The sequence below is a fragment of the Luteimonas sp. KH_071 genome, from assembly GCF_057838005.1.
Map to the genome: position 1 here is coordinate 1,831,420 of NZ_CM174458.1, position 13,791 is coordinate 1,845,210.

The 13,791-nt window shown below is 67.7% G+C and carries 14 protein-coding genes; 7 read left to right on the plus strand and 7 right to left on the minus strand.

The features are described from left to right. Positions 1 to 139: 139 nt before the first annotated feature. From infA to trxB, 5 genes are all read right to left on the minus strand, one after another. On the minus strand, positions 140 to 358 hold the full coding sequence (gene infA, locus AC3IRM_RS08610; RefSeq protein WP_055248081.1) for a translation initiation factor IF-1: 219 nt from the start codon (positions 356 to 358) through the stop codon (positions 140 to 142). A gap of 108 nt (positions 359 to 466) precedes the next feature. After that, entirely contained in the window at positions 467 to 1,210 is a 744-nt protein-coding gene (aat, locus tag AC3IRM_RS08615; RefSeq protein ID WP_489205765.1) for a leucyl/phenylalanyl-tRNA--protein transferase, read from the minus strand. Then, a complete protein-coding gene (locus AC3IRM_RS08620; RefSeq protein WP_489205766.1) occupies positions 1,207 to 2,331 on the minus strand; it encodes a GNAT family N-acetyltransferase in 1,125 nt (374 codons plus the stop codon). Before AC3IRM_RS08620 ends, aat begins: the two co-directional genes overlap by 4 nt. After that, entirely contained in the window at positions 2,328 to 3,638 is a 1,311-nt protein-coding gene (locus AC3IRM_RS08625; RefSeq protein ID WP_489205767.1) for a DUF2254 domain-containing protein, read from the minus strand. Before AC3IRM_RS08625 ends, AC3IRM_RS08620 begins: the two co-directional genes overlap by 4 nt. A gap of 17 nt (positions 3,639 to 3,655) precedes the next feature. Next, complete coding sequence (trxB, locus tag AC3IRM_RS08630) at positions 3,656 to 4,621, minus strand: thioredoxin-disulfide reductase (protein ID WP_489205768.1); 966 nt, start codon at positions 4,619 to 4,621, stop codon at positions 3,656 to 3,658. A 154-nt stretch (positions 4,622 to 4,775) separates the two neighbouring features. Here trxB and AC3IRM_RS08635 point away from each other — a divergent pair, with 154 nt between their 5' ends. The 3 genes from AC3IRM_RS08635 to lolA all read left to right on the plus strand — a co-directional run bounded on the left by AC3IRM_RS08635 (position 4,776) and on the right by lolA (position 9,053). Continuing rightward, positions 4,776 to 5,843, plus strand: a complete 1,068-nt coding sequence (locus AC3IRM_RS08635; protein ID WP_489205769.1) for an alanine dehydrogenase — start codon at positions 4,776 to 4,778, stop codon at positions 5,841 to 5,843. 46 nt (positions 5,844 to 5,889) lie between these two features. Continuing rightward, on the plus strand, positions 5,890 to 8,277 hold the full coding sequence (locus AC3IRM_RS08640; protein ID WP_310233802.1) for a DNA translocase FtsK: 2,388 nt from the start codon (positions 5,890 to 5,892) through the stop codon (positions 8,275 to 8,277). Positions 8,278 to 8,411: 134 nt separating this feature from the next. Further along, complete coding sequence (gene lolA, locus AC3IRM_RS08645) at positions 8,412 to 9,053, plus strand: outer membrane lipoprotein periplasmic chaperone LolA (protein WP_489205770.1); 642 nt, start codon at positions 8,412 to 8,414, stop codon at positions 9,051 to 9,053. Positions 9,054 to 9,164: 111 nt separating this feature from the next. Here the strand turns inward: lolA and AC3IRM_RS08650 are convergent, their stop codons facing one another. Next, positions 9,165 to 10,001, minus strand: a complete 837-nt coding sequence (locus AC3IRM_RS08650; protein ID WP_489205771.1) for a calcium-binding protein — start codon at positions 9,999 to 10,001, stop codon at positions 9,165 to 9,167. A gap of 127 nt (positions 10,002 to 10,128) precedes the next feature. Between AC3IRM_RS08650 and AC3IRM_RS08655 the strand changes: the two genes are divergently transcribed. Together AC3IRM_RS08655 and AC3IRM_RS08660 are read left to right on the plus strand one after the other, a co-directional pair. After that, positions 10,129 to 11,436 (plus strand): replication-associated recombination protein A, encoded by a 1,308-nt coding sequence (locus AC3IRM_RS08655; protein WP_489205885.1) that lies wholly within the window; start codon positions 10,129 to 10,131, stop codon positions 11,434 to 11,436. 124 nt (positions 11,437 to 11,560) lie between these two features. Next, positions 11,561 to 11,959 carry a hypothetical protein gene (locus AC3IRM_RS08660; RefSeq protein WP_489205772.1) on the plus strand — a complete coding sequence of 133 codons (399 nt, stop codon included), beginning with the start codon at positions 11,561 to 11,563 and terminating at the stop codon, positions 11,957 to 11,959. Between the two features lie 12 nt (positions 11,960 to 11,971). On the opposite strand, the gene AC3IRM_RS08665 is transcribed toward AC3IRM_RS08660, so the two are convergent. After that, the gene (locus AC3IRM_RS08665) at positions 11,972 to 12,322 is read right to left on the minus strand and encodes a hypothetical protein (RefSeq protein ID WP_489205773.1); all 351 of its coding nucleotides are present in this window, start codon (positions 12,320 to 12,322) and stop codon (positions 11,972 to 11,974) included. Between the two features lie 248 nt (positions 12,323 to 12,570). On the opposite strand from AC3IRM_RS08665, the gene lexA reads away from it, so the two are divergent. Next, complete coding sequence (lexA, locus tag AC3IRM_RS08670) at positions 12,571 to 13,170, plus strand: transcriptional repressor LexA (RefSeq protein WP_489205774.1); 600 nt, start codon at positions 12,571 to 12,573, stop codon at positions 13,168 to 13,170. 1 nt (position 13,171) lies between these two features. Continuing rightward, complete coding sequence (gene imuA, locus AC3IRM_RS08675) at positions 13,172 to 13,789, plus strand: translesion DNA synthesis-associated protein ImuA (RefSeq protein ID WP_489205775.1); 618 nt, start codon at positions 13,172 to 13,174, stop codon at positions 13,787 to 13,789. Positions 13,790 to 13,791 lie beyond the last annotated feature (2 nt).

Here is a 13,791-nt window from a genome sequence, read left to right on the forward strand (position 1 = left end):
GCGGGATCGTGAGATACCCCGACGGGCGCCGGAAATCACGGGCAGCGCAGCGACCCGGCGTCGCGGTATGGACGCGCCCAAACGCAAGAAGGCAGCCTGCGCTGCCTTCCAATTGCAATCGTCGCAATGTCTGCGCCGATTACTTCATGCGGTAGGTGATGCGGCCCTTGGTCAGATCGTAGGGCGTCATTTCCACCTTGACCCGGTCACCGGTCAGGATGCGGATGTAGTTCTTGCGCATCCGTCCGGAGATGTGCGCAATGATTTCGTGGCCGTTCTCGAGCTTCACCCGGAACATGGTGTTCGGGAGGGTCTCGGAGACCGCGCCTTCGAACTCGATGACGTCGTCTTTCGCCATGCGTCTGGAATATCCATCGTTAGGGATGCGGCGCGCGGAGGTGGCGCCAGCAAAGCGGGGCATTGTCGCACGCGGCTGCGGGCGATGCAAAACGGTGATCCGTGGGATTCAGTCTGGCGCGCCTAGCGCGACAGCCCGGATTTCATCGAACGCGCCCGTCCACGATCCACTGACCGGGGCCGGCGCTTGCGCCAGCGCTTCGACCGATTCGATGAACCGTTCGCGCGGCCAGCTCGCGGCGCCCATCGATGCCAGATGCGGATTGCCGACCTGCGCATCGAGCAGCGGCATGTCCCAGAGACGCATCTGCCGGGCGAGTCCGAACAGGGCCGCCTTCGACGCGCCGGTGCGCGCGCTGAACATGCTCTCGCCGTAGAACATCCGGCCGATCGACACGCCGTAGATGCCGCCCACGAGCGCATCACCATCGAACACTTCGACGCTGTGGGCGAAGCCCGCGCCGTGCAGTGCGGTGTAGGCATCGCGCATGGCGTCCGTGATCCAGGTGCCATCCTGTCCGGGTCGCGGCGCCTGTGCGCAGGCGGTGACGACGTCGGCGAATGCGGTGTCGGCGCGCAGCGTCCAGCCGCTGCCGCGCAAGGCACGTGCAAAGCGCCGGTTGGGGTGCAGGGTCGCGGTTTCGAAGACGGTGCGCGGATCCGGCGACCACCACAGGATCGGCTGGCCTTCGGAGAACCACGGAAACACGCCATGACGGTAGGCGTTGCACAGTCGCGGCACCGACAGATCGCCACCGAACGCGAGCAGGCCGTCCGGACGGCGCAGCGCGCTGTCGACCGGTGGAAATGGCGCGTCGGGTTCGACGCCGAGGCGCGGCAGATGCAGGCTCACGGGGGCGCGGGTTTGAACGGGCTGCTTGCAGCGAGTGTCGCGGCGTAACCGCGGATCGACTGCGCCTCTTGCGTGCACCATTCGCGCAGCGCGCGGCGGAATTCGGGATCGGCGATCCAGTGACGACTATGCACCAGTGTCGGCAGGAAACCGCGCGCGAGTTTGTGTTCGCCCTGCGCGCCGGGTTCGAAGTGGCGCAGGCCCTCGCGCAGGCAATAGGCGATGCCCTGGTAGTAGCAGGTCTCGAAATGCAGGCCGGGTAGGGTGGCGATGGCGCCCCAGTAGCGGCCGTAGAGCGTGTCGTCGCCGCGCAGGCACAGGGCGCCGGCGACCGGCACGTCGCCCAGGTCGGCCAGCACCAGGACCAGCTGGCGCGGCATCGTCGCGGCGAGATGCCGCAGAAAATCCAGCGTCAGCGCGGGCGAGTTGCCGTATTCGGCGAAGGTCTGCAGGTAGAAGCGGTACATCGTCGCGAGGTCGTCGTCGCTGGCCTCGTCGCCGTGCAGCACGCGGAATGTCACCCCGGCACGCGCGACCTTGGCGCGCTCCTGGCGGATGTTCTTGCGGTGCTTGTGGTCCATCGCGCCGAGGTAATCGTCGAACGTCGACCAGTCGCCCGGATTGCGCCAGTGGTACTGCACGTCGATGCGCGGCAGCCAGTCCGCGTCGAATGCATCCGCCTCGCACTCGGTGTGGAAATTGACGTGGGCCGACGACCAGCCCGCATCGCCGGTCGCCCGTTCGAGCGCAATGCGCAGTGCGGTCCGCGCGCTCGCGTCACGCGCCAGCAGTCGCGGGCCGGTCACCGGGGAGTAGGGCGAGGCGACCAGCAGCTTCGGGAAATAGTCGTGGCCGTACTGCGCGTAGGCACGCGCCCAGGCATGGTCGAATACGAACTCGCCGTGCGAATTGGTCTTGCGGTAGGCCGGCGCTGCGGCGATCAACGTCGCGCCGTCCCACAGCGTCAGATGGTGCGGCGTCCAGCCCCATTCGGCGCGCAGGCAGCCGTGCGACTCGAGGCCCGAGAGAAACGCGTGGCTGACGAACGGATTGCCGTCGTGCAGCGCATCCCAGGCGGCGGCAGGCACGTCCGACACACGCGACAGCACGCGCGCCGTCATCCGCCGCGACCGTCCACGCTGTGGCCTGCTTCGATCACGGTGCGTCGGAGCAACGTGCGATCGGGCTCGAACGCCAGTGCCGCCATCGCACGGGCCATCGCGAGGCCGGCATGCCGGCTCGCGGCCTCCGCGAATGCCGGATCGCCGGACGCGGCAATTGCGGCCAGGCCTTTCTGCAGTCGGATGCCGATCTCGACCACGGCCGCGCCGTCGCGTGCGATCGGCGGAAAGACGTCGCCGAACACGTCGTCGATTGTCACCGCAGGCACGAATACCCGCGCGTAACGGATCTCGGCGGATGGGCGATCGCTGCCGGCCCGCGCCCATTCGCACAGCAGCCGCGTCGCGGTGCCGATGATGTCGATCGCGGTCCCGGCATCGTTGATCCCTGGCGACAGGGCCCGGCTGCCGATCTCGGTCAGCACGACGAAGCCGAAGCGCGGGTCCTGTTCGAAGCTGCGCTCGTCGCTGATGGTGAACGCGCTGCGCAGGCGCCCGGCCACGGCATCGGTGGCTGGAAGCCCGCGCGTCGCGAGGAGCGCGCGACCCGGCGTGGCGAACACGCCGGGCAGCGCGGCCACGTGGATCTCGCCCGCGTGTTCCGACGCGATCTCGGCCAGCAGCGCGACATCGATGTGTTCGATGTAGCCGATCTCGTACGTCTCGAGCCGCACCGCGTCGTCGGGCAGGCCCGGCGACGGTGCTGCGCCGAGATGCGGGTCGGCCAGATACTGCCGCACCGCGCGCCGGGTCACGTCCTCGACCAGGTTGATCGTTGCGCCGAGCCGGCCGAAGCTCGACAGCTGTTCGATCCAGCGCAGCAGGGTCAGGGTGATCAGCACGATCACCAGCACGGTCGCCGCGAACAGCACCACGCGTCCGCTGTCGCCGTAGATGCCGGTGCTCAGCGCGATCAGGCCCACCACCGAAAACAGGAATGCACCGATGAAGGTCGCCAACGCGCCCTGCGCGGAACTGTCGGCGATGAGCAGCCGGGCCGCCCGGGGCGTGGCATTGGTGGACGCCGAGCTGTAGGCCGAGACCATCGTCGACAGCGAGAAGGTCGTCACCGCCAGCATCGACGCGGCGAGAATGCCGAGCAGATTGCCGACCGAATCGGCACCGATGCGTCCGGCCAGCGATTCGGGAATCCAGGTCTTGAGCAGTGCGCCGACCAGCGCGGTCACGATCGCCAGGCCGCAGTAGATCGTCGCGCGCACCCACATGCGCCGGAATTCCCGGCGCAGGATCAATCGCAGTTGCGCCAGGGTCATGCGCGGCGCCCCGTGCGCGGGGCCGGAACGCATGCGCCCGGCATCGGAACTCAGCCCTGCTGGTCGAGGAAGCGTTCGGCGTCGAGCGCGGCCATGCAGCCGAAGCCGGCGGACGTGATCGCCTGGCGGTAATGCTGGTCGGTCACGTCGCCGGCAGCGAACACGCCCGGCACATTGGTCGAGGTCGCATTGCCGTCGATGCCCGAGCGGATCTCGAGGTAGCCGTTGTTCATCGCCAGCTGGCCTTCGAACAGCGTGGTGTTCGGCGTGTGGCCGATCGCGACGAAGAAACCGTGCACCGCGATCTCGCGGGTGCTGTCGTCCTGCACCGACTTCAGCCGCAGGCCGGTCACGCCGGCATCGTTGCCGAGCACCTCGTCGACGGTGTGATGCCACACCGGGACGATCTTGCCGGCCTGGATCTTCGCGTTGAGCTTGTCCTGCATGATCTTCTCGGCGCGCAGCGTGTCGCGGCGATGGACCAGATAGACGGTCCTGGCGATGTTCGACAGGTACAGCGCTTCCTCGACCGCGGTATTGCCGCCGCCGACCACGGCCACGTCCTGGTCCTTGTAGAAGAACCCGTCGCAGGTCGCGCAGGCAGACACGCCGCGGCCCTTGAAGGCCTCTTCCGACGGCAGGCCCAGGTACTTGGCGGTCGCGCCGGTGGCGATGATGATCGCGTCGGCGGTGTACGCGCCGCTGTCGCCCTTGAGGCGGAACGGGCGCTGCGACAGATCCGCGGTGTGGATGTGGTCGAAGATGGTCTCGGTGTCGAACCGTTCGGCATGCGCCTGCATGCGCGCCATCAGGTCCGGACCCATCAGCCCGTGCGCGTCGCCCGGCCAGTTGTCGACCTCGGTGGTGGTCATCAGCTGGCCGCCCATCTGCATGCCGGTGATGACCACCGGCTTGAGGTTGGCGCGGGCGGCGTAGACGGCGGCGGTCCAGCCGGCGGGGCCCGATCCGAGGATCAGCAGACGGAGGTGGCGGGGGCTGGTATTCGGAGCGCTCATGTATACTCGCGGACTTCGGCACTGCGGCCTGACGTGGTCCATAGCTTGGCGGTGCGCCCCCCGCAAAACAAGGTTCGGCAACGTCAGCCGGCCGGAACAATCCATCCGCGACACGCCGCCGAAAGCGGCGTTTTTTTGTGCAGGAGTCGGCGACATGCGTATCGGTATCCCGAGTGAAACCAAAACCCTCGAAGGCCGCGTGGCCCTGGTGCCGGAAGCGGCAGGCGATCTGGTCAACCGTGGCCACGAAGTGTGGGTGCAGCAGGGCGCTGGCCTGAAGTCGGGCTTCAGCGACGAGGCCTACACCCGTCTGGGCGTGAAGATCGCGCCGGATGCGGCCGCGCTGTACGAGAAGGGCGAACTGATCGTCAAGGTCAAGGAGCCGATCGAAGGCGACCTTGCGCTGCTGCGCAAGGACCACCTGTTGTTCTGCTACCTGCACCTGGCGCCGCTGCCCGAGCTGACCAAGCGTCTGCTCGACATCGGCCTGACCGGCGTCGCGTTCGAAACCGTCGAGCTCGACAACGGCGAGCTGCCGCTGCTGGCGCCGATGTCGGTGATCGCCGGCAAGATCGCCGTGCAGGTCGGGACGCATTACCTGCATCAGCCGCTCGGCGGCAAGGGCAAGCTGCTCGGCGGCCTGCCGTCGACCGAGCGCGGCAAGGTCGTGGTGTTCGGCGCCGGCGTGGCCGGTGGCGCGTCGGCGGCGCTGGCCGCGGCGGGCGGTGCGAACGTGGTGGTGTTCGAAAAGCGCCAGGACCGCATGGAACAGATGATGCGCCTGGGCAACAACGTCACCGCGCTGTATCCCTACGACGACGTCGTCGCCCGCGAGGTCGCTTCGGCCGACCTGGTGATCGGCGCGGTGCTGGTGACCGGCGCGGTCGCGCCGCACGTGGTCACCCGCGACATGATCAAGTCGATGGAGGACGGCAGCGTGCTCGTCGATATCTCGATCGACCAGGGCGGCTGCTTCGAGACCTCGCGCGGCACGACCTGGAAAGAGCCGGTGTACGTGGAAGAGGGCGTGACCCACTTCTGTGTGACCAACATGCCGGGCGCCGTGCCGCAGACCTCGTCGCAGGCCATCTGCGCGGCGATCCTGCCGTGGGTCAACAAGCTGGCTTCCGGCCAGTGGCGCGACAACCAGGCGCTGGTGCGCGGCATCAACGTCGAAGGCGGCAAGCTCGTGCATCCTGCGCTGCAGGGCATGAAACTTTGACGTAAGATCAAAGGCCTGTACCGACTTCTTCAGGTAAAGACGCACGGTGGCACGACCGCTTTCAGACCGCACCAAGCGCACGCGCAGCGCAGCCAAGGACGCCGCACCCGCGGCGTCCGCCAAGGCTGCGCCCAATCCGCGCCGCCAGCGGCTGGTCCGCGACATCGCGCTGATCCTGATCGCGCCGCTGCTGCTGTATCTGCTGGCGTGCCTGGTCACGCATTCGCACACCGATCCGAGCTGGTCGTCGCAGACCGGTGTGCTGCCGGCCGATATCCACAATATCGGTGGGCCTGTCGGCGCATGGATTTCCGACGTGCTGCTGCAGCTGTTCGGGTTCATGGCCTATCCGCTGCCGTTGATCCTCGGCGCGATCGCGTGGATCGCGCTGTTCGGCATGGATCGCGACGGTGACGGCCGGGCCGATTTCGGGCCGGCGCTGCGCCTCGCCGGCATCGTCGGCTTCCTGATCACGGGCGCAGGGCTGCTCGCGCTGCGGTTCCCGGAACTGGTGAACTACCCGGGCGGTGGCGGCGGCATCCTGGGCCGGCTGGTGGGCAATACGCTCAAGGCGGGCTTCGGCGCGTTCGGCGGCAATCTGCTGCTGCTCGCGCTGTTCCTGGTGTCGGTGACGCTGGCGACGGGCCTGTCGTGGTTCGCGTTGATGGACCGCATCGGTGGCTGGGTCATGCAGCTGCCGGTGCTGTTCCGCCGCAGCAGCAAGCAGGCCACCGACTGGAAAGAAGCCCGCGTGCACCGCGAGGAGCGGACCGAGGCGCGCAAGGTCGACACCGAACTGCGGGCCAAGCGCGCGCCGGTGAAGATCGAAGCGCCGGTCGTGCCGCCGGCGGTCGAGAAGAGCGAACGCGCCAAGCGCGAACAGCAGATTCCGATGTTCCACGGCGTCAACGCCAACGGGTCCGACCTGCCGCCGCTGTCGCTGCTGGACGATCCCAAGCCGCAGCCGCAGGGCTACGACGAGGACACGCTGGAAACCCTGTCGCGGCAGATCGAGTTCAAGCTCAAGGACTTCCGCATCGACGTGGTGGTCAAGGAGGCCCAGCCAGGGCCGGTGATCACGCGCTTCGAGATGGAACCCGCGCCGGGCGTCAAGGTCAGCCAGATCAGTTCGCTGGACAAGGACATCGCGCGCGGCCTGTCGGTCAAGGCCGTGCGCGTGGTCGATGTGATTCCGGGCAAGTCGGTGATCGGCCTGGAAATTCCCAATGTGCGCCGGGAGATGATCTATCTCTCCGAGCTGCTGCGCTCCAAGGAATACGACAAGTCGCCGAGTCCGCTCACGCTGGCGCTGGGCAAGGGCATCAGCGGCCAGTCAGTGGTCGCGGATCTCGCGCGCATGCCGCATCTGCTGGTCGCGGGTACCACCGGCTCGGGCAAGTCGGTCGCGGTCAACTCGATGGTGTTGAGCCTGCTGTTCAAGGCCAGCCCTAAAGAACTGCGCATGCTGATGATCGACCCGAAGATGCTGGAGCTCAGCGTCTACGAGGGCATCCCGCATCTGCTGGCGCCGGTGGTCACCGACATGAAGGAGGCCGCCAACGGCCTGCGCTGGTGCGTGGCGGAAATGGAACGCCGCTACAAGCTGATGAGCGCGGTCGGCGTGCGCAACCTCGCCGGCTTCAACAAGAAGGTCAAGGATGCGGAGGACGCCGGGCAACCGATGTCGGACCCGCTGTTCCGGCCGAATCCCGAATCGAGCGACGTCGCCGAACTGCTCGAGCCGCTGCCCTACATCGTCATCTTCATCGACGAATTCGCCGACATGATGATGATCGTCGGCAAGAAGGTCGAAGAACTCATCGCGCGTCTGGCGCAGAAGGCGCGTGCGGCCGGTATCCATCTGATCCTCGCCACGCAGCGGCCGTCGGTGGATGTCATCACCGGTCTGATCAAGGCCAACATCCCGACCCGCATCGCGTTCCAGGTCAGCTCCAAGATCGACTCGCGCACCATCCTCGACCAATCCGGTGCGGAGACGCTGCTGGGTAACGGCGACATGCTGTATCTGCCGCCGGGCACGGCGATGCCCGAGCGCGTGCACGGCGCGTTCGTGTCCGACGAGGAAGTGCATCGCGTCGTCGAACATCTCAAGCAGAGCGGCCGGGCTGACTACATCACCGGCGTGCTCGACGAGGTGCAGACGATGGGCGACGGCACCGTCGTCGGCGCGACCGGCCTGCCGGAATCGAGCAGCAGCGGCGGCGGAGACGAAAGCGATCCGCTGTACGACGAAGCGGTCAAGATCGTCACCGAAACCCGCCGCGCGTCGATCTCGGGTGTGCAGCGCCGGCTGAAGATCGGCTACAACCGCGCCGCGCGTCTGGTCGAGGCGATGGAAGCGGCGGGCGTGGTGACGCCGCCCGAGCACAATGGCGACCGCAGCGTGCTCGCGCCGCCGCCTCCGCCGCGCTGATCCAACGGCAGGCGCGGCCCCGCGATGAATCGCCGATGCACGGCATCGGCACGAAGCTGCGCCGTCATCGCCGCATTCAGCCGGGAATTCGCACACTCCGGTCCAACGTCACACCGCCTCCAGAGGTTCCGTACATGCGCTCGATGATCCGTCATTCCCGCTGGTTCGCCGCCGCTGCCGTGCTGATGGTGGCTGGCCTCGCGCAGGCCGCCGATGCGCGCCCGCAACTCGAGCAGTTCACGAGTGGCCTCAAGGGCCTCGAGGCCCAGTTCACCCAGCAGGTCGCCGACGGCAACGGCCGGGTCAAGGAGAGCTCGAGCGGCACGCTGGCGCTGTCGGCGCCGCGTCTGTTCCGCTGGGAATACGTGAAGCCGTACCCGCAGCTGATCGTCGCCGATGGCCGCACGGTTTGGGTCTATGACCCCGACCTGGAGCAGGTCACGCGCCGTTCGCAGGGCAGCGAGGAACAGGACAGCCCGCTGGCCGCGCTGATCGACCCGTCGAAGCTCGACCGCGACTTCAGCGTCGCCGAAGCCGGCAGTGCAGGTGGACTGAACTGGCTCGAGCTGCGCCCCAAGCGCGCCGAGAACGCGGCGTTCGAACGCGCGCGTCTGGGCTTCGGCAGCGATGGCAGCCTGTCGCGCATGGAGATCCACGACACCCTGGGCCAGCGTACGACCATCGGTTTCAGCGGCTGGAAGCGCAATCCCGCGTTCGCCGCCGACACGTTCCGCTACACGCCGCCGGCGGGTGTGGATGTGGTGGGCGAGGAATAAGTCTTTCGCGTCCCGCGCTGCGGGATTCGCGGTGCATCGCATTACACGGCCGCCTTCGGGCGGCCGTTTGCGTTTCCGGCCTCGTGCGTCGCAATACGATCGTGCGAGCGCCTAGCGATGCATTTCGCCAACCTGCCGGATCGGCGTGAACGCCGGCAGCACCAGCCGGTAGTGGTAAGGCGCATCGGCGGGCTGACGGCCCGCAGTGCGTGGCCGGCTGACGTCCACCGTGCCGCATGCGTCGATGTCCTGGCAGGCCCAGAACTGTCCGCGCTCGGCGGTGATGTCGATCGACACCGGGGCCAGATCGTGGAGATGGGCCGTCATCGGCATCGTGCCCGCGAATGGACTCGCGGGATCGGTCGGGCGTTGGCGCATCGCGTGGAGATTGCCGACGACCACGACGATGCGGCCCGCGGGGAAGCCGTCGTACGCGCGCCTGAGCACATCGGCCATCACCGCTTCGCAGTTTCCGCGTTCATGGCAATCTCTGCTGCGCGGATCGAACGGCAGGATCGCGACATCGTGTCCGGCATTGCGCAGCCCTCCGATGCGCTGGACCAGCGACAGCACGTCTTCGCTGCGTCGGCCATCGCTCTGTTCGGGCGACAACGCCCACCATGGCCGTTGCCGCAGGGCGTCGATCAGCGCGTCGGTGCCGCCACCGGTGACGGCTTCGCGCAGCGCCGAATGCTCCCGCGTGGGAATTTCCAGTGCGAGCAGTACGGGCGCCGTCTCGCTCCAGTGCTCCACCAGATCGCCTGCCAGCAGCGGAATCTCGCGCGTGCCGTGCATTTCGCCCAAAACCACGAGTCGATGCGCGCCGCTTTCGCGAACGAGCGTGTTTACCGCATCGCTGCGCCAGTCGGCTGCGGCCGTGGTCGAAGCGGCGAGCAGCAGAAGACCGCTGGCAAGCCGGGTCAGTCGGTGTCTTGCGGTTGTGATCACGTCCGTATGTCGCAATATCCTCATCCCGGCACTACGTTGCAGCCCAGGCCGACAGGTTAATCGCTTGCCCCGTTCCCACCCAACCCGCGCCGATGGCGGCGACCTGTTGCAGGTCGATCGCAGCGCCATGCGTCCGCTGGCCGAACGTATGCGCCCGGCGACGCTCGACGAAATGGTCGGGCAACGCCGGTTGCTGACCGAAGGCACCGCGCTGCGCACGGCGGTCGAGGCCGGCAAGATCCATTCGATGGTGCTGTGGGGGCCGCCGGGCTGCGGCAAGACCACGCTGGCGCTGCTGCTCGCGCATTACGCGGACGCGGAGTTCAAGGCGATCTCGGCAGTGCTCTCCGGCCTGCCGGACGTGCGTCAGGTGCTGGCCGAAGCCGCGCACCGCTTCGATGGCGGGCGCCGCACGGTGCTGTTCGTCGATGAAGTGCACCGCTTCAACAAGACCCAGCAGGATGCGTTTCTGCCGCACATCGAGCGCGGCACGATCGTCTTCGTCGGCGCGACCACCGAAAACCCGTCGTTCGAACTCAACTCCGCGCTGCTGTCACGTTGCCGCGTGCACGTAATGGAATCGGTGTCGCCCGACGACATCCTCGAATCGCTGCACCGTGCGCTGGCCGATGCCGAGCGCGGACTCGGTGATCGCGGGCTGCGGATCGCCGAGGATCTGCTGCGGCTGATCGCCGTGGCCGCCGACGGCGATGTGCGCCGCGCACTGACGCTGCTGGAGATCGCCGCCGAACTGGCAGGCGAGGGCGGCGAAGTCACCGGCAGCACGATCGAACAGGTGCTGGCCGACCGCACGCGTCGCTTCGACAAGGGCGGCGAGCAGTTCTACGACCAGATCTCGGCGCTGCACAAATGTGTACGCAGCTCCAATCCCGATGCCGCGCTGTACTGGCTGACGCGCATGCTCGATGGCGGCTGCGACCCCGGTTACCTCGCCCGGCGCATGACGCGCATGGCGGTGGAAGACGTCGGTCTGGCCGATCCGCGCGCCTTGCAGATGTCGATCGATGCCTGGGACACGTATGAGCGTCTCGGCAGTCCCGAGGGCGAACTCGCGCTCGCGCAGCTGGTGATCTATCTGGCCAGCACCGCGAAATCCAATGCCGGCTACATGGCCTTCAACCAGGCCAAGCGCGACGTGCGCGAGTACGGCACGCAGGATGTGCCGATGCATTTCCGCAATGCGCCGACCAAGCTGATGAAGGAACTCGGCTACGGCACCGGCTACCAGTACGACCACGACGCCGAAGGCGGCATCGCGCTCGACCAGACCGCATTTCCGGATGCGATGGGCGAGCGGGTCTACTACCAGCCGGTCGCGCGCGGCATGGAGATCAAGCTCAAGGACAAGCTCGACGCCTTGCGCGCCGCGCGTGCCGAAGCGATCCGCAAATCCCGTGAGGCTGGCGGGGACTGATCATCTGCGGATTTCCTGACGATTCCTGCGGGCTGCGACCGAAGGCGCGCGGGCGTTCGCACGATGGTGCAAGCCAGGGCACGCGCGCAGGGTCGTAGGCGGTTCTTCCACGGAGGGAATGCCGATGCGGATCTGTGCGGTTTTGCTGCTGTTCGTCGCGTGGCCGGTCGCCGCGCAGTCGGTGCACAAATGCGCCGACGGGCGCGGCAGCTACAGCTATCAGTCGCAACCCTGCGCCGATGGCGAAGCGCTGCGGACGTGGATGGCCGAGGTGCAGGACGCGCCTGCAACGACGGCAACGCAGCGCCCGGCGACACCGCCGACGCGACGTCGTGCGGCCGCATCGACGCGGCAGACACCCGTACGTGCGACAAGTCCCCGACGCGACGACCGGCACGCGCGATGTCTGGCCGCACGCGCCAGTCGCGAGAACGCCCTGCGCAAGCTCGGCACCCAGCGCCGTTATGACGATCTGCGCCGGCTCAACGAACGCGTGTCGGCGGTGTGCAATCACCGCGGCTGAGGCGCCAGGTGATCAGGGATTGCAGGGACGGTTGGTGCCTTCCCAACCGTTCGGCAGGCGACGGATGACCTGACCGCCGGCGCAGCGCTCGCCGGCCTGGAGCGGCGTCGAACGATACGCCACGAGCTTTTGCGCAGCGGGCGCGACGACCGCCGGCTTCGGATATTCGTAGATCACGCGCTCGGGCGAGGGCAGGTGGCCGAACTGACGGGAGAACCCCGTCGCATCGTCGGCGTTGCGACTGGCGTGCAGCCAGGCGGCATTGGATGCGACCAGCAGGGCCAGCAACACGATCGCCATCACTTGCCAGGTCGAACGCCGCCAGCGGGCGGGGAACAGGAACACGTTGCGTTGCCGATCCACGAGGCGCTCCAGAGTCCGGGCAGACTGGATTGGATGCTAGGCGCTGGAAGATGGGCGGGCTACTGGGGACAACCCTGTAAACGTTTTTCTGTGCATCCGCTGGTGGTGCGCGCGTCGCTTGGCAAAGGGCGCGTGCATGAACCGGTCAGCCGCATCACCGCCACCACTGCGAGGGCGGCAGTGAGGCGTGGAAGACCGATCTTGGAACCGATGGCATATCGTGTTTCGAAGGTGTACAAATGTACACCATGAGCGATCTGTCCCCCCAGCGTGCTGCCGTCCTCGACTTCCTGCGCGAGCGCATCGCCGCCGGTGCGCCGCCGAGCCTGGCCGAGATTGCCGCGGCCTTCGGTTTCGCCTCACGCAATGCCGCGCAGAAGCATGTGCAGGCGCTGGTGTCGGCCGGACTCGTGGAATTGCAGGCCGGTCAGAAGCGTGGGCTTCGTCTGCCGGGGCAGGGCGAGCGCATGGCCGCGCTTCCGGTGCTCGGGCGCGTGGCCGCAGGCGTGCCGATCGGTCCGGACACCGGCAGCGACCGCGTGCTGTGGCTGGACCGCAGCCTGTTCTCGCTGCGCCCGGATTACCTGCTGCGGGTCGAGGGCGATTCGATGATCGACGACGGCATTCTCGAAGGCGATCTCGTCGGTGTGCACCGCAGCCGCGATGCGCGCGACGGCCAGATCGTCGTCGCGCGTCTGGACGATGCCATCACCATCAAGCGGCTCGAACACCGCGAAGGTGGCGTGCGCCTGCTGCCGCGCAATCCCGCGCACGCGCCGATCGTGGTCGCTGCCGATGCTGATTTCGCGATCGAAGGCCTGTACTGCGGCCTGGTGCGGCAGGGCTGAGATGGCACCTGCACTCCAGTCGCTGGATGCCTTGCTCGCCGCGCGCACGGTGTGGTCGGCCGGACGCGGCACGCGCTGCGCCGACATCGGCCAGCCGACCGGACATGCCGCGCTCGATGCCGCATTGCCGGGCGGTGGCTGGCCGCCGCGCGCATTGACCGAACTGCTGCTGCCGGCCGATGGCGTCGGCGAAATCTCGTTGTTGTTTCCGGCGCTGTCGCGCATCACCGCCGCCGGCGGTCGCGTGGTGCTGGTCGCGCCGCCGTGCATTCCGTACGCACCGGCGTGGCAGGCAGCAGGCGTTCGCCTGGACGCGCTGGATGTCGTCGAGGCATCGCCCAGCGATGCACTGTGGGCGTTCGAGCAATGCCTGCGCAGCGGCGCCTGCGCCGCGGTGCTGGGCTGGCCGGACACCGGTGATGCGCGGTTGATACGGCGCCTCCAGGTCGCCGCAGACAGCGGCGATTGCCACGCTTTTGCGCTGCGCGACCGGCGTCACGCGGCGAATGCCTCACCGGCGGCATTGCGGCTGGAGTATCTGCCCGAGGTGCATGCCTGGCAGGTGCGCAAATGCCGGGGCGGGCAGGTGCCGTCGCAACCGCTGCGATTGGCGAGCTGAAT